Below are 15,115 nucleotides of genomic sequence, written 5' to 3' on the forward strand. Positions count from 1 at the left end.
GGTGTGATGGCTGGCAGCAGAATTGCGCGCTTGCGCCTGATCGCGGCAGGCATGATGGCGGGCCTTGGCTTCGCCACGGCTGCGCAGGCGGCTGATCCCGGCGTATTTTCCGACCGGATCGTTTTCGGCCAGGCAGCGGTGATGGAAGGGCCGGCCTCGGCGCTCGGCACCGGCATGCGCGATGGCATCCTGGCGGCTTTCGGCGAAGCCAATGCCGCCGGCGGCGTGAAGGGCCGCAAGCTGCAGCTTGTGGTGCGCGACGATGGCTACGAGCCCAGCAAGGCGGCAGTAGCGGCACGCCAGCTTCTGAATGAAGACAAGGTCTTTGCCCTGATCGGCCCGGTCGGCACGCCGACCTCGGCCGCCATGGAGCCGATTGTCGCCGCCGAGAAGGTGCCGTTCATCGGGCCGTTTACGGGGGCGGAATTCCTGCGCAATCCCTACAAGCCGCATGTGGTGAATGTGCGCGCCTCGTATTTTCAGGAAACCGAGGAAATGGTGGAGCGCCTCACCACCGACCTGAAGCATGAGCGCATCGCTATTCTGTATCAGAATGATTCCTTCGGCCGTGCCGGCCTTGCCGGCATCCAGCGCGCGCTGGCCAAGCGCAAGATGGAACTGGCCGGCGAGGCGACTTTCGAGCGCAACACCACCGCCGTGAAGCGGGCGCTGCTGGAACTGCGCAAGGGCAATCCGCAGGCCATCATCATCATCGGCCCCTATGCGCCCTCCGGCGAATTCATTCGCGCCGCCAAGAAGATCAATCTCAAGGCGGTGTTCGTGAACATCTCCTTCGTCGGCTCCGATGCGCTGGCCGCCGATCTTGGCACGGATGGTGCCGGCGTGGTGGTGACGCAGGTGGTGCCGTTCCCGCGTGATACCAGCATTCCGCTGGTCGCGGCCTACCAGAAAGCCCTGGCCGAACATGTGCCGAAGGCCTGGGGCGGCTTCATCTCGCTGGAAGGCTACATGGTCGGCAAGCTGGTGATCATGGCGTTGCAGAAGCTGGACGGCGAACCGACGCGGGCCAATCTGCTGAAGGCGCTGAATGCAGGCAGCTATGACCTCGGCGGTGTCACGCTGACCTTCGGGGAAAATGACAACCAGGGCTCGGACGCGGTGTTCCTCACCGTGATTGGTGCCGATGGCAGTTTCAAAGCGATCAAGGCCCTGCAATGACCACGATGACCGAGACTCAGCCGGTGGAGGCCGATATGGATCATGCCGTGACCGCTCCGGTAGCCGCAAACCGTCCCGCCGCCCGGCGCCACGCCCGGGGCATGGGCATCCGCCAGAAGCTGTTCCTGGCCTTCGGCGCCATTGCCGCGCTTACCGTGGTCTGCGCGCTCAGCGCCGGCCTGTTCATGAACCGGATCAATGACACGCTGGATCATGTGATGAAGGATAGCCTGCCGGCGGTGACCGCATCGCTGAATCTGGCGGCGTTGTCCTCCCAGCTCGCCGCCGCCGCGCCGGCCCTTGGTGCCGCGCGCAGCGAGGCGGATCGCAACGATCAGGAGCAGCAGATTCACAAGCGCATCGACGCCATTGCCAATGCGCTGACCCGGATCAAGCAGAGCGGCGCCACCAGCGATACCGGCCGGATCGAGGCGGCGATTTCCACCATGGATCGCCAGATCAACACCATCGGCGAGCGCACCGCCTTGCGGCTGCGGCTAGCCGAACAGCGCGGCGATATCATCCGCAATGTCAACCGCACGCTCGATGCCTATACCGCTTCCACCGCCAAGCTGTTGGACGACACGGTATTCTCCGTCGTCATGACGCTAGAAGGCGTTGCCCAGAGTGGCCGCAATCTGAGGGATGTGGCCGAGTATATGAAAGGCGTGTCCGAGTTCGAATTCGCCCTGGTCGATGGCCTATCGGAACTGACCGCCGGCATGAACCAGGCGGCAAGCCTGCTGGAAGCCATGGCGAATGCGCCGGGTGAGGCGGCATTGAACGGCCTGGTGGACCGTTTCCAGAGCACCGAGACGCGTATGCGTGGTGCGCTGAAAAGGGTGAGTGATGCCTATAACGACGAGGCGATCCGCAAGGCCGTGGATGACATGATCAGCTTTGGCACGGCACGTGATGGCATCATCGCGCTGCGTCGCCGTGAGTTGCAGGCCCAGACCCAGGTCGACAATGCGCTGGCCTCGGCACGCCAGGCGGCATCGACACTCGCCCAGCAGACCGAAGCGATTGTAGCCATTGCAGAGCAAGGTGCCAGCGCGGCGGCGGATGCCTCTTATGCCACGGTGAAAACTGGCATTGCTGTGCTGGCGGTGCTGACCGGCCTGAGCCTGCTGGCGGCAGCGCTGATCGGCTGGCTCTATGTCGGCCGTCGTGTGGTCGACACCATGGTCGGCCTGACCGGCGTGATGGACCGCCTAGCGCATCGCGACTGGAGCACCGAGGTGCCGGACCGCACCCGGCTGGATGAAATCGGCGACATGGCGCGTGCGGTGCAGGTGTTCAAGGAGAACGGCATCGAGAACGAGCAATTGCAGCGGCAGGTCGAGGATAACCGCCAGCGTTTCGAGCGCGAACGCGAGGCGCAGGAGGAACTGATCGACCGCTCGGTCGGCCAGATTGTCTCGGCGGCGGCGGCCGGCGATTTGACCCAGCGCATTGATGCCTCGGCCCTGGATGGCGTGATGCAGCGTCTGGCGGAAGGCGTGAACACGCTGCTGGATAGTTTCGCCGGTGCCATCGAGGCGGTGAACCGCACGCTTGACCAGATGGCCCATGGCGACATGACGGGCCGTGTGCAGGGCGAGTTCAAGGGCGTGTTCGCGGCTTTGCAAGGTAATGTGAATCAGACCGCAGAGCGGCTTGCCGGCGTGGTGCAGCGTATCAGCCAAACTGCCCAGGCAGTGCGCGAGGCGGCGGCTGAAATCTCCGCCGGTTCCACCGATCTTGCCGGGCGCACCGAACAGCAGGCGGCGAGCCTGGAGCAGACAGCGGCCTCGATGCATGAGATCACTTCCACGGTGAAGCAAAATGCCGAGAGCGCGGAAGCCGCCAACCGGCTCAGCCAGGTGGCGCGCAACACTGCCAATACCGGCGGTGATGTGGTGGAGAAAGCGGTGGTTGCCATGGCCGGCATTGAGGCCAGCGCCGGCAAGATTGTCGATATCGTCGGCCTGATCGATGAGATCGCCTTCCAGACCAACCTGCTGGCGCTGAATGCCAGCGTGGAAGCAGCACGCGCCGGCGAGGCCGGCAAAGGCTTTGCCGTTGTGGCACAGGAAGTCCGTGCACTTGCTCAGCGCTCGGCCAATGCCTCAAAGGACATCAAGGCGCTGATCAACGAGTCCAATGTGCAGGTGCGTCAGGGTGCCGATCTGGTGAAACGCGCCGGCGAGGCGCTGACCGAGATCGTGACATCGGTGAAAAAGGTGGCGGACATCGTCGCCGAGATCGCTTCGGCGAGCCAGGAGCAGGCGACGGGACTTGATGAGGTCAACACCGCCGTATCGAACATGGATGAGATGACCCAGCGCAATGGCGCCCTGGTGGAGCAGACCACAGCCTCGGCCCAGGCGATGTCGACCCAGGCCGATCAGCTCAACGAACTGGTGGCGTATTTCAGGCTTTAGGCGTGACCGGCGACGCCTGAGAGATGGCTCAGGTTGATGCCGAGCGTGGCAATCGAGCGTTCCCACAGCGAGTCGAGATCGGGATCGAATACCAGATCGAAATCCGCCGGCACGGTCAGCCAGCCATTCTGCTGCAACTCGGTATCGAGCTGTCCGGCACTCCAGCCGGCATAGCCGAGCGCGAACAGGCGATGTTGCGGCCCGGTGCCGCTGGCGATGGCGCGCAGCACATCCAGTGTGGCGGTGAGGCCGATGCCGCTGCGCTCATCTATCGGCACGCTGCCGGGCTGCATGTAATCGGTGGAATGCAGCACGAAGCCACGGCCGGTTTCGACGGGACCGCCGAGCCGCACGGTGATGTTTGATTCCACCGTGGTTTCGATGCTGAGCTGGCGCAGCAGGTTCGGGAAGGTGAGGCCGGGATAGGGCTTGTTGATCACCAGGCCCATCGCGCCTTCGGCGTTATGTGAACACATATAGATGACGGTGCGGGCGAAACGCGGATCGCCCATCCCGGGCATCGCCACCAGAAGCTGACGCTCCAGGTAGCCAGACATTTTCTTGCCTTTGGCCGATCGTTTCATACCGATCTCCGGACTTGCGAGTCTCACCCGAATGTTACCCCCTTGGGCGGCAATGTCCATATGGCGGCGCCGGTTGATCTTGCCTAAAAAGGGACCATGCGAATCGGGATATGGGCAGTTGTGGCGGCTTTGGGCCTGTTATTGCTGGATGCTGGCGGCAGCCTGGCAGCCGAGCCGGTGCGCGCGCGTCTGGTGCAGGGCACGGCGGGTTCTGCCGGATTGCATTTTCAGTTGGAGCCGGGCTGGAAATTCTACTGGCGCCAGCCGGGTGAGGGCGGAGTGCCGCCGCGTTTCGACTGGTCGGGCTCGCGCAATCTCGCCGGCGTCGATGTGGAATGGCCGGCGCCTCGGCGCATGTCCATCGGCGGTGTCGATCTGATCGGCTACAAGGGCGAGGTGGTGCTGCCGCTGCGCTATCAGGCGCATAAGGCGGGCAAGCCGGTGACGTTGAAGCTGCTGGCCGAATTCGGCGTCTGCAAGGAAATCTGTGTGCTGCGCGAGGAACGCCTGACGCTGACCATCAACCCGGGCGAGGGCCCGGCGGCGGCGCTGATCGAGCGGTTCCGTGCCGACGTGCCGGGCAATCTCGCCGCCGCCGGCCTGGAGCCGCCGGCGCTGCGGCTGAAGGAAGGCAAGCTGCTGCTGCGCTTCGGCCCGCAGGCTGGCCTGCAGGCGCCGGATATCTTTGTTGAAGGTCCGGCGGAATACTGGTTTGGCAAGCCGAAACTGCTGCCACAGGGCGATGGCGGCCTGGAACTGGCCTTGCCCTATACGCCGGCAGCCCAACCGCCGGTTCTCGGCGGCTTGCGTTTCACCCTGGTGGATGGTCGCCGCAGCGCCGAATTCACACCGTGAGCGGCTTGTTTCCGGCTCATTCCCGACCCATGTTATGGGCGCCTTGGCACCGCCATGCGGCTGCCCCACGAACCATAAGCAGAACGAGGACATCATGACGATCAAGGTCGGCGACAGCATCCCTGACGTGACCATTTTCACCCAGGGCGCCAATGGCCCGGAAGCGGTGAAGACCGGTGAGCTGTTCAAGGGCAAGAAGGTGGCGTTGTTCGCCCTGCCGGGTGCTTTCACCCCCACCTGCTCGGCCAAGCACCTGCCGGGCTATATCGAGAAGGCGGCGGAATTCAAGGGCAAGGGCTTCGACCTGATCGCCTGCCTGTCGGTCAACGATGCCTTCGTCATGGGCGCCTGGGGCAAGCAGCAGGAAGCCGGCGAAAAGGTGATGATGCTGGCCGATGGCAGCGGCGAATTCACCAAGGCCATCGGCATGGAATTCGACCTCACCGCGCGCGGCCTCGGCGTGCGCTCGCAGCGTTATTCGATGATTGTCGATAACGGCAAGGTTACCAGCCTGAATCTGGAAAAGCCGGGTGCTTTCGAAGTCTCGGATGCCGCCACGCTGCTCGGTCAGGCTTAAGTAAAAGGCTAGCCGCTGCCATCGCGCTGGGCGGTGGCGGCGGTTCTGGCCAGCACATCGACGCGTTCATTCTCGGCATGGCCGCTATGGCCGCGCACCCATTCCCATTCCACTTTATGCGGCGCCATGGCCGCTTCCAGCCGCTGCCATAGATCCACATTCTTCACCGGCTGGCGGTCGGCGGTTTTCCAGCCACGCGCCTTCCAGGGCCGAAGCCACTTGGTCACGCCATCGATCACATAGCGGCTATCGGTGAACAGATGCACCGCGCAGGGGCGTTTCAGTGCCTCGAGCGCCGAGATCGCCGCCATCAGCTCCATGCGGTTATTGGTCGTGGTCGGGCCTTCGGCGCCGGATAATTCGCGCTCATTGCTGCCAAAGCGCAGCAGCACGCCCCAGCCGCCGGGGCCGGGATTTCCCAAACAGGCGCCATCGGTGAAGGCTTCGACGCGGGTGAGTTCATCCACGCTCATGACGAGCGTTCGATGCCATAGGCGCTGGGGCCAAGCACCAGGCGATGGAAATTCAGCTTCTGCCAGTATTCCATCGGGTCTTTCGGCCGCACCAGGGCGCCGGGCACCTGGTTCAGCCAGTCATACAGCCGGGTCAGCAGGAAACGCAAAGCGGCACCGCGCGCAAACAGCGGCAAGCTGTGAACTTCGCCATCGGTCAGTACCCGCACGCTTTCATAGCCGCTGATTAAGGCCCGGCCCTTGGTGACATTGAAGGCGCCATCGGCCTCGAAGCACCAGGCATTCAGCAGCACCGCCAGGTCATAGGCATAGTAATCGTTGCAGGCGAAGTAGAAATCGAACATGCCGCTGAAGCTGTCGCCGATGAAAAAGATGTTGTCGGGGAACAGGTCGGCATGGATCACGCCATGCGGAAGCGGGCGCTCACCTTGACGGCCCGGCTGTTCGGGCCATGTGGCGCGCAGGCTGTCCCATTCACGCGCCAGTTCCACTTCCAGGCCGGCGCGCACCTTGCTGGCGCGCGGGCCGCAGGCATCGATCAGGCTTTTCCAGCCATCGATGCTCAGTGCATTGGCGCGCTGGCCGGGGAAATCGGCGCCGGCGATATGCAGCCGGGCGGTGGCGGCGCCCACTTCGAAGCAATGTTTCGGGGTCAGCCGTTTCGGCGACACACCATTGAGGAAGCTGATGATGGCGCAGGGCCGGCCGGCCACTTCGCGCAGGATCTTGCCGTCGCGGCCATGCACCGGCACCGGGCAGGGCAGGCCCTTCTGGGCCAGATGATCCATCAGGCTGAGGAAATACGGCAATTCCTCGCGGTTCACGCGCTTCTCATACAGCGTGAGGAAGTAATTGCCCTTATCGGTGCCGAGCATGTAGTTGGAATTCTCGACGCCTTCGGCGATGCCCTTGCAGGACAGCAGCATGCCCAGATCGTATTCGGCAAGCAGGGTGCAGAGCTGGTCTTCGTTGATTTCGGTGTAAACGGCCATGGCTGTTATGCGGCGCTGCTTTCCAGGGCCGAAGGCAGCTTGAACTGCACGGCCTCGGTGGCGGTGGTGACTTCGCGCAAGGTGACGCGGAAGCGGGCGCGGATCGCGTCGATGACTTCTTCCACCAGCAATTCCGGCGCGCTGGCACCGGCGGTAATACCAATGCGCTGCGGCTGGCCGAGCGCCGCCCAGTCGATCTCGCTGGCGCGCTGCACCAGCAAGGCGACGCGGCAGCCGCTGCGCTGCGCCACTTCCACCAGCCGCAGCGAATTCGAGGAATTCGGCGCACCGATCACCAGCAGGGCATCGCATTCCGCGGCAATGGCCTTCACCGCGGCCTGGCGGTTGGTGGTGGCATAGCAGATGTCTTCCTTTTTCGGGCCTTCGATGCCGGGGAAGCGCTGCTGCAAGGCGGCAATGATCTCGGCGGTATCGTCCACCGAAAGCGTGGTCTGGGTGATATAGGCGAGCGGCAGGTCCGGTCGCTCGGGCAGCTTGGCGACATCCGCCACGGTCTCCACCAGGCTGACGGCGCCATCGGGCAACTGGCCCATGGTGCCGATCACTTCCGGATGGCCGGCATGGCCGATCAACAGGATATGGTGGCCCTCGCGGTGATGCCGCTCGGCTTCGCGATGCACCTTGCTGACCAGCGGGCAGGTGGCATCGAGATAGAATAGGGCGCGCGCCTTGGCCGCCGCCGGCACCGATTTCGGCACGCCATGGGCGGAGAAGACTACCGGCACGCCGGCCGGCACCTGGTCCAGTTCATCGACGAAAACCGCGCCCTTGGCGGCCAGGCTTTCGACCACGAAGCGGTTATGCACGATCTCATGGCGGACATAGACCGGGGCGCCATATTTCTCGATGGCGCGTTCCACGATCTGGATGGCGCGGTCCACCCCGGCGCAAAAGCCGCGCGGCGCCGCCAGCACGATTTCCACTGCCGGAAGTGGCGATTCGGCCGTCCTGGTCTCGTGTTGCGGGGGGCTAAGCGGGCTGTCCATCCGGGCCTTGGGGGCTGTCGCTTGTAAGGGGGCGGGGCCTCTTCTATACAGGAATTCGGCCCGCCAAACTGCCGGGCAAGCTATCGTACCTGACGCGGGAAGGAAAGTGCGCCATGACCAGTCCGGCCGGTTCCGGAAGCCTTGTCCGCCGTCTGCGTCCGGCTGCCCTGCTGCTGCCCCTGGTGCTGCTGGCGAGCTGCGGTTCGGGCGGCTGGTTCGGCAAGAAGGAGGTCGAACCGCCATTGCCCTGCCCCCGTATCGGCATTCTGGGCGATGCGCGCAAGGCTGTGCAGTTCCGCCCCGGCCCGGGCCGCGACCTGACCGATGTGGCCTATGAGGTCGAGCTGCTGGACTATAACGGCGGCTGCAAATTCGAGGACAAGGACAAGGTCAAGAATGTTGCCGTAACGGTGACCTTCACCTTGCAGATCGCCGCCACGCGCGGCCCCGCTGCTGGCGACAGCCGCGAGTCGGTGGTGCCGTATTTCATCGCCGTGGTCGACAAGCAGCAGAATATTCTCTCGCGCGATGCCTTCTCGGCGCGGATACCGTTGCCGCCGGGCCGCCGCCGCGTCGCCGTGGGCGACGAACTGGAGCAGCGCATTCCGCTGCCCGCCGGTCGCAGCACGCGGGATATCGAAATCCTGATCGGCCTGCAGCTCGATAACGAGCAGCTCGACTTCAACCGCAAGCAGCGCGGCTTCTAACTTGCTTCTGCCGCCCAGTCGGCAGCCCAGCGGTCCAGCGCCAACAGCAGCGGTTGCAGCTTCATGGCCTGATCGGTGAGCGCGTAGCCGCTTTCGCCGTCATGCCCCACCAGCCGTGCCTCGCGCAGATCGTTCAGCCGCTGTTGCAGCACGCTGGGCGATAGCTGACCGCAGGCCGCCTGCAGGGCGCGGAAGCTAAGCGGTCCACCGCGCAATTCCCACAAGATCCGTAGGCTCCAGCGCCGCCCCAGCAGATCCAGCGCCACCATGATCGGGCGGCCGGTGCTGGAGCCACGCACACGCTTTGCTGTTTTGGTCGTCGTTTTTGCCATGCCGGCCTCTTGCGCTACTAAAACAGTAGCGGTATGGTTTGATTGCTACGGAAAAAGTAGCATAAAGGAAGGGGCCTTGCCATGACCGAACCACGCCTTGCGCCATTGCAGCCACCCTATGACGAAGCGGTGGCCGCCGAATTCGCCCGCATCATGCCGCCGGGCGTGCCGCCGATCGCCCTGTTCCGCCAGGTGGCACATAACCCGCGCGTGCTTGGCCGCTGGCGCGGCGGCAGCCTGCTCGATCCCGGTTCGATCAGCCTGCGGCAACGGGAAATCGTGATCCTGCGCGTCACCGCGCGGCTCAATGCCGAATATGAATGGAGCGTGCATGTCGCCTTCTTCGCCGCCAAGGCCGGTTTCACGCCAGCCGAAATCGCCGGCACCCGGCTGGGTGGCGGCTTCGCGGCAGATGCGGACAAGCTGCTGCTGCGCATCGTCGATACGTTGATCGATGCCAAGGGTCTGGATGATATGCTCTGGGAAGAGGCCAGCGCGGTCTTCTCACCGGCGCAGTTGGTGGAAATCCTCAGCCTTGTCGGCTTTTATCACACGGTATCCTTCACCGTGAACACACTGCGCACCCCGCTGGAGCCGGGTGCGCCGCGTTTCCCGCAGTGATCCAGGCTCAATAAGCGAGCGCGCAGCCGTCCTTGCGCGGATCGGAGCCGGCCATCAGCACGCCATTGGCGTTGAGCATGATGGCCTGGCCGCCGCCATGGGGCATTTCCGCCATCTTGATTTCATGGCCCAAAGCGGCGAGGCCGGTCAGCACTTCCTTTGGGATGCCGCGCTCAGCCTCGAACTTGCCGGCGACATGGAAACCGCGCGGGCTATCGATGGCTTCCTGCACATCCATGCCGAAATCGACGATGTTGGTCAGCACATGGGTCTGCCCGACCGGCTGGAAGCCGCCGCCCATCACGCCATAGCAGAGCCAGGGTTTGCCGTCTTTCAGCGCCATCGCCGGGATGATGGTATGCATCGGGCGCTTGCCCGGCGCCACGTTGTTCGGATGCTTCGGATCGACGCGGAAGCCGGCGCCGCGGTTCTGCAGCAGCAGGCCGGTCTTCGGGCTGCTCAAGCCGGTGCCGAAGGGCCAGAACAGCGAATTGATGAAGGAGCAGCAATTGCCCTCGCCATCCACCACCGAGATATACACCGTGTCGCGATAGACAGCGCCATTGCCGGCCGGGCCGGGCGAGGCCATGGCGCGCTTGAGGTCGATGCGGCTACGCAACTCATCGGCGAAGGCGGCGGAGAGCAGCTTTTCCACCGGCACATCGGCGAAGGCCGGATCGGCGACATAGGTGTCGCGGGCCTGGAAGGCCAGCCGGGTCGCCTCGGCTTCGAGATGGAAACGCTCGACGCTGTGCGGCGCGTATTTGCCCAAATCCAGGCCGGCCAGGATGTTGAGCATGATCAGCGTGGTGATGCCCTGGCCCGAGGGCGGGATTTCCAGCAATTCGACGCCGCGATACTGCGTCGCGATCGGCTCGACCCAAAAAGCCTCCTGGGTGGCGAAATCCTCCAGGCTGTGGGTGCCGCCGAGGCTCTGGCAATAGCTGACAATATCTTCCGCCACCCAGCCGGTATAGAAGCCATCGCGGCCTTTGGCGGCGATTTCGCGCAACACCTTGGCATAGGCTTCAAGCTGCATCAGGTCGCCTGCCTTCGGTGGCTTGCCGCCGGGCAGGTAGACGACGGCGGAATTCTTGTCGGCGCTCAGCTTGTCGATATTGATCTGGCGGCCGAAATCGACGCTGACGCGCTCGGTGATCGGAAAGCCTTCTTCCGCGAATTTAATCGCCGGCTGCAGCAGGTCGGCCAGCGGCAGCTTGCCGAAGCGCTGGTTCAGCTTCGCCCAGGCATCGACGGCACCGGGAATGGTGACGGCATGCACGCTGTTGAGGCCGATTTCCTTGAAGCCCTTTTCGAGCAGGAAATCCGAGGACAGGCCGGCGGGCGCACGGCCGGAGCCGTTCAGGCCGTAGACCTTGCCGCCCTTGCGGGTATCGGTGCCCGCCGGAGCATAGAGCACGAAATTGTCGCCGCCGATGCCGGTGGATTCCGGCTCGACGATACATTGCACGGCGCAGGCGGCAATGGCGGCATCGGTGGCATTGCCGCCGCGCTTCAGGATATCGAGCGCGGTAATGGTGGCGAGCGAATGCGAGGTGGCGGCGGCGCCGTGGCGGCCCATGGCGACGGAACGGCCGGGCAGGTGCAGGTCACGCATGATGGGGAACTCCGGAATGAACATGGCAGGCGACGCCGCCCACGAGCGCGGGCATGGCCGTGCGGCAGGTATTTATGGCATCGCCGCAGCGGGGATGGAACGGGCAGCCGGGGGGCGGATTAAGCGGATCGGGGAAGGCGAGGCCGAGCCCGGTATCGGGCACGCCGAGCTGTGGCTCCGGCGTCAGCACCGAGGCCAGCAGCGCCCTGGTATAGGGGTGGCGCGGGTTTGCAAAAAGTTGCCGCGTCTCCGCCTGTTCGACAACACGGCCCAGATACATCACCGCCACGCGGGTGGCGATATGCTCCACCACGGCCAGGTTATGGCTGATGAAGACATAGGTGAGCGAGAAGTCGCGGCGCAGGTCGAGCAGCAGGTTGATGATCTGCGACTGCACCGACACATCGAGCGCCGAGGTCGGCTCGTCGCAGACCACGATATCGGGCCGCATCACCAGGGCACGGGCGATGGCGACGCGCTGGCGCTGGCCGCCGGAAAGTTCGCGCGCATAGCGGTCGGCGTAGCGGCTGCTCAGGCCCACCCGTTCCAGCATTTCGATGGCCTGGCGGCGGCGCGAGACGGCATCGCCGATGCCATGCACTTCCAGCGGCAAGGCCACCAGGGAGGCCAGGCTGCGGCGCGGATTGAGCGAGGAATACGGGTCCTGGAAAATCGGCTGCACCCGGCGGGCCACGGCACGGCGGCCCAAGGCCGCCAGCGGCTGGCCGTCCAGGGTGATTTCGCCGGCATTGGGCGGCAGCAAGCCGAGCAGGATGCGGGCCAGCGTGGATTTGCCACAGCCGCTCTCGCCGACAATGCCGAGCACGTCGCCGCGTTGGATTTCCAGCTCCACGCCGTTCACCGCATGCAGCAGCCGCTTCGGCTTGAACATGCCCTGGCCGACCGTGAAGCTCTTGGTCACGCCCTTGATGGCGAGCAGCGGCGCAGTTGATGCCATGTCGCTCATGCCGCTCCCCGGATGCAGGCCCAGGCATGGCCGTGATCGTCGTGACGCGGCGGCGTATCGGCGCAGATGGCTTCGGCGAAGCCGCAGCGGCTTCTGAAGCCGCAGCCCTTGAGGCCGCCGACCAGATTCGGCACCACGCCTGGCACCACGCCCAATCGTTCGCCCGGCAGCGTGCGACCCGGCACCGGGATACAGCTCAGCAGGCCTTGCGTGTAGGGGTGACGCGGCTGACGCAGGATGGCGTCAGTAGTGCCGCTCTCGATCACTTCGCCGGCATACATGACGCCGACCCGGTGCGCCACATGCGCCACCACGCCCATGTCATGGGTGATCAACAGCAATGCAATGCCGAATTCCTTCTGCAACTCGAACAGCAGGCGGAGGATCTGCGCCTGGATAGTCACGTCCAGCGCCGTGGTCGGCTCATCGGCGATCAGCAGGTCCGGCTCGCACATCAGCGCCATGGCGATCATCACGCGCTGGCGCAGGCCACCGGAAAGCTGGTGCGGGTATTGGCCCAGGCGTTCGCCGGCCGAGGCAATGCCGACCTTGCCGAGCAGATAGATGGCGCGCTCGCGCGCCGCCGCCGCCGTTGCCCGCTTGTGCTTGATGAAGGCCTCGGTGAGCTGGTCGCCGATGGTGTAGGCGGGATTCAGCGCCGTCATCGGTTCCTGGAAGATCATGCCGATGCGGTTGCCGCGCAGGCTTTCGATGGCGCCACGCTTGGTCAGGTCGATGCCATCGAACACCAGGCGGTCGGCCTGGCGCTTCGCCCGGCGCGGCAGCAGGCCCATGATGGAGAGTGCTGTCATCGACTTGCCGCAGCCGCTTTCGCCCACCAGGCAGAGCGTCTCGCCGCGCATGATGGAAAAGCTGATGCCACGCACCGCCTCCAGTGGCCCGTCGCCGGTCGGCAGGGTCACGCGCAGGTTGGCCAGGTCGAGCAAAGGTGCGGTCATTTCAGCCCCGCCCGTCCGGCGAGAGGAAATCGCGCAGGCCATCGCCGGCCAGATTGATGCAGAAAACCAGCAAAGCCAGCATGGTGCCGGGAATGGCAATCAGCCAGAAGCTGAAGAACATGTAGGTCTTGGCTTCGGCGATCATCAGGCCCCAGGAGGGCAGCGGCGGCTGCACGCCAAGGCCGAGGAAGGACAACGCGGCCTCCAGCAGGATGGCGCTGGCGGCTTCCAGCGTGGCAATCACGATCAAATGCGGCGCCACGTTGGGCAGCACTTCGCCAAGGATGATGCGCGGTGTCGAGGCGCCTGCCGCTTCGGCGGCCGCGATATAGTCGAGCGCACGGGTCTGCTGCGTAGCGCTGCGCATCACCACGGCGAAGCGGTCCCATTTCAGCAGGCCAAGGGTGAGGATCACGACAACGAGCGAGGAGCCGAGGATCGCTACCACTGCCAGCGCCACCAGGATCACCGGCATCGCCAGCCGGGTGGTGGTGATGAAGGTGACGATCATGTCGATGCGGCCGCCGAAATAGCCGGCGCAGAGGCCAATGGCGGTGCCGATGGCGCCCGAAATCGCCACCACCGAGAGGCCGATCAGCAGCGAGATGCGGGCGCCATAGATGGTGCGCGAGAAATAGTCACGGCCGAGATTGTCGGTGCCGAGCGGATAGAGCCATTGGCCCTTCTCATGCCAGATCGGTGGGATCAGCCGGCGTGTCAGGTCCTGGGCATAGGGATCATGCGGCGCCAGCAAAGGCGCCAGGATCGCCATGATGATGATCAGCAGCAGCAGGCCACCACCCCAGAGCAGGCTGGGATTGCCGCGCAAGCGGCGCAGCATTTTGGCGCGCGGCGAGATTTCGGTGAGTACGGCGTCGGTCATGTCACGATACCCGGATGCGCGGATCAAGCCAGGCATTGGCCAGATCGGCGAGCAGGGTGAGCAGCACATAGAATACCGAGAGCAGCATCACCACGGCCTGGGTGACGGGGAAATCCTTGTGCGTGATGCTCTGGTAGGCGAGGTAGCCAAGGCCATCGAGGGCGAAGATCGCCTCGATCACCACCGAGCCGCCGAGCAGGAAGCCGAGTTGTACGGCGGCCAGCGCCACCACGGGAATGGCGGCATTGCGCAGGCCATGCTTGAACACCACCATGCCCTCGTTCAGCCCCTTGGCCCGCGCGGTGCGGATATAATCGGCGGACAGCACCTCCACCATGCCGGCGCGCACCAGGCGCATGAAGGCCGGCGCGATATAATAGCCGAGCGCGATGGTCGGCATCACGAAATGCGCCCAGGACTCGCTGCCCGAGACTGGCAGCCAGCGCAGCTGGATGGCGAACAGCATGATCAGCAGCAGGGCGAAGAAGAAATTCGGCAACGCCTGGCCGAGCACGGCGATGCCGAGCGCCAGGCGGTCGATCCAGCTATTGGCGAAGATCGCCGCCGCGACGCCGAGCGGGATCGAGATGGCCAGGGCGAATAGCAGCGAGCAGAGGCCGAGCATCAGGGTAGTGGGCAGTTTGGCGAAGATCAGCGCGGTGACGTCGGTCTTGAAATACAGCGAGGTGCCGAAATCGCCCTGCAATGTGCGCCACAGCCAGTCGAGATACTGCACGATCAGCGGTCGGTCGAGGCCGTAATTCTTGCGCACGGCATCGATATCGACCTGGCGCGCGCCTTCGCCGGCCAGGGCGGCGGCAACATCGCCGGAAAGCCGCACCAGCAGGAAACAGACAACGGAGACGGCAAGCGCGACGAGCAGCGCAAGGCCGAGCCGCTTGGCAATGAACATCAGCATGCCAGCGGCCCAGCGC

16 protein-coding genes are annotated in these 15,115 nt (G+C 64.6%); 6 read left to right on the forward strand and 10 right to left on the reverse strand.

Annotated features, from left to right (window positions below; genetic code table 11):
• Nucleotides 1-6: 6 nt before the first annotated feature.
• Together V6B08_RS10005 and V6B08_RS10010 are read left to right on the forward strand one after the other, a co-directional pair.
• On the forward strand, nucleotides 7-1,179 hold the full coding sequence (locus tag V6B08_RS10005; protein WP_341980237.1) for an ABC transporter substrate-binding protein: 1,173 nt from the start codon (nucleotides 7-9) through the stop codon (nucleotides 1,177-1,179).
• Nucleotides 1,176-3,605 (forward strand): methyl-accepting chemotaxis protein, encoded by a 2,430-nt coding sequence (locus tag V6B08_RS10010; RefSeq protein WP_341980238.1) that lies wholly within the window; start codon nucleotides 1,176-1,178, stop codon nucleotides 3,603-3,605. The genes V6B08_RS10005 and V6B08_RS10010 overlap by 4 nt, the downstream gene beginning before the upstream one ends.
• On the opposite strand, the gene V6B08_RS10015 is transcribed toward V6B08_RS10010, so the two are convergent.
• A complete protein-coding gene (locus V6B08_RS10015) occupies nucleotides 3,602-4,189 on the reverse strand; it encodes a YqgE/AlgH family protein (RefSeq protein ID WP_341980240.1) in 588 nt (195 codons plus the stop codon). The two genes, V6B08_RS10010 and V6B08_RS10015, sit on opposite strands and share 4 nt — an antisense overlap.
• 96 nt (nucleotides 4,190-4,285) lie before the next feature.
• Between V6B08_RS10015 and V6B08_RS10020 the strand changes: the two genes are divergently transcribed.
• Together V6B08_RS10020 and V6B08_RS10025 are read left to right on the forward strand one after the other, a co-directional pair.
• The gene (locus V6B08_RS10020) at nucleotides 4,286-5,044 is read left to right on the forward strand and encodes a protein-disulfide reductase DsbD domain-containing protein (RefSeq protein ID WP_341980242.1); all 759 of its coding nucleotides are present in this window, start codon (nucleotides 4,286-4,288) and stop codon (nucleotides 5,042-5,044) included.
• Between the two features lie 94 nt (nucleotides 5,045-5,138).
• Nucleotides 5,139-5,621, forward strand: a complete 483-nt coding sequence (locus V6B08_RS10025; protein WP_341980244.1) for a peroxiredoxin — start codon at nucleotides 5,139-5,141, stop codon at nucleotides 5,619-5,621.
• An 8-nt stretch (nucleotides 5,622-5,629) separates the two neighbouring features.
• On the opposite strand, the gene rnhA is transcribed toward V6B08_RS10025, so the two are convergent.
• From rnhA to ispH, 3 genes are read right to left on the reverse strand one after another with little or no spacing between them, the layout of a single operon-like run.
• Nucleotides 5,630-6,094: a ribonuclease HI gene (rnhA, locus tag V6B08_RS10030; RefSeq protein ID WP_341980246.1), complete on the reverse strand. Its 465-nt coding sequence runs from the start codon at nucleotides 6,092-6,094 to the stop codon at nucleotides 5,630-5,632.
• Nucleotides 6,091-7,086, reverse strand: a complete 996-nt coding sequence (thrB, locus tag V6B08_RS10035; protein WP_341980248.1) for a homoserine kinase — start codon at nucleotides 7,084-7,086, stop codon at nucleotides 6,091-6,093. Before thrB ends, rnhA begins: the two co-directional genes overlap by 4 nt.
• Nucleotides 7,087-7,091: 5 nt before the next feature.
• Entirely contained in the window at nucleotides 7,092-8,093 is a 1,002-nt protein-coding gene (gene ispH, locus V6B08_RS10040; protein ID WP_341980250.1) for a 4-hydroxy-3-methylbut-2-enyl diphosphate reductase, read from the reverse strand.
• A gap of 113 nt (nucleotides 8,094-8,206) precedes the next feature.
• Here ispH and V6B08_RS10045 point away from each other — a divergent pair, with 113 nt between their 5' ends.
• Entirely contained in the window at nucleotides 8,207-8,800 is a 594-nt protein-coding gene (locus tag V6B08_RS10045; protein ID WP_341980252.1) for a hypothetical protein, read from the forward strand.
• Here the strand turns inward: V6B08_RS10045 and V6B08_RS10050 are convergent.
• The gene (locus V6B08_RS10050) at nucleotides 8,797-9,132 is read right to left on the reverse strand and encodes a winged helix-turn-helix transcriptional regulator (protein ID WP_341980254.1); all 336 of its coding nucleotides are present in this window, start codon (nucleotides 9,130-9,132) and stop codon (nucleotides 8,797-8,799) included. The two genes, V6B08_RS10045 and V6B08_RS10050, sit on opposite strands and share 4 nt — an antisense overlap.
• Nucleotides 9,133-9,213: 81 nt before the next feature.
• Here V6B08_RS10050 and V6B08_RS10055 point away from each other — a divergent pair, with 81 nt between their 5' ends.
• The gene (locus tag V6B08_RS10055; RefSeq protein ID WP_341980256.1) at nucleotides 9,214-9,753 is read left to right on the forward strand and encodes a carboxymuconolactone decarboxylase family protein; all 540 of its coding nucleotides are present in this window, start codon (nucleotides 9,214-9,216) and stop codon (nucleotides 9,751-9,753) included.
• Nucleotides 9,754-9,760: 7 nt separating this feature from the next.
• Here the strand turns inward: V6B08_RS10055 and ggt are convergent, their stop codons facing one another.
• From ggt to V6B08_RS10080, 5 genes are read right to left on the reverse strand one after another with little or no spacing between them, the layout of a single operon-like run.
• Nucleotides 9,761-11,371 (reverse strand): gamma-glutamyltransferase, encoded by a 1,611-nt coding sequence (gene ggt, locus V6B08_RS10060; protein ID WP_341980258.1) that lies wholly within the window; start codon nucleotides 11,369-11,371, stop codon nucleotides 9,761-9,763.
• A complete protein-coding gene (locus V6B08_RS10065) occupies nucleotides 11,364-12,338 on the reverse strand; it encodes an ABC transporter ATP-binding protein (RefSeq protein ID WP_341980260.1) in 975 nt (324 codons plus the stop codon). The genes ggt and V6B08_RS10065 overlap by 8 nt, the downstream gene beginning before the upstream one ends.
• Nucleotides 12,335-13,297 carry an ABC transporter ATP-binding protein gene (locus V6B08_RS10070; protein ID WP_341980262.1) on the reverse strand — a complete coding sequence of 321 codons (963 nt, stop codon included), beginning with the start codon at nucleotides 13,295-13,297 and terminating at the stop codon, nucleotides 12,335-12,337. The genes V6B08_RS10065 and V6B08_RS10070 overlap by 4 nt, the downstream gene beginning before the upstream one ends.
• Before the next feature lies 1 nt (nucleotide 13,298).
• The gene (locus V6B08_RS10075) at nucleotides 13,299-14,180 is read right to left on the reverse strand and encodes an ABC transporter permease (RefSeq protein WP_341980265.1); all 882 of its coding nucleotides are present in this window, start codon (nucleotides 14,178-14,180) and stop codon (nucleotides 13,299-13,301) included.
• A gap of 1 nt (nucleotide 14,181) precedes the next feature.
• On the reverse strand, nucleotides 14,182-15,099 hold the full coding sequence (locus V6B08_RS10080; RefSeq protein ID WP_341980267.1) for an ABC transporter permease: 918 nt from the start codon (nucleotides 15,097-15,099) through the stop codon (nucleotides 14,182-14,184).
• Nucleotides 15,100-15,115 lie beyond the last annotated feature (16 nt).

This window comes from Ferrovibrio sp. MS7 (assembly GCF_038404985.1).
Classification (GTDB): domain Bacteria; phylum Pseudomonadota; class Alphaproteobacteria; order Ferrovibrionales; family Ferrovibrionaceae; genus Ferrovibrio; species Ferrovibrio plantarum.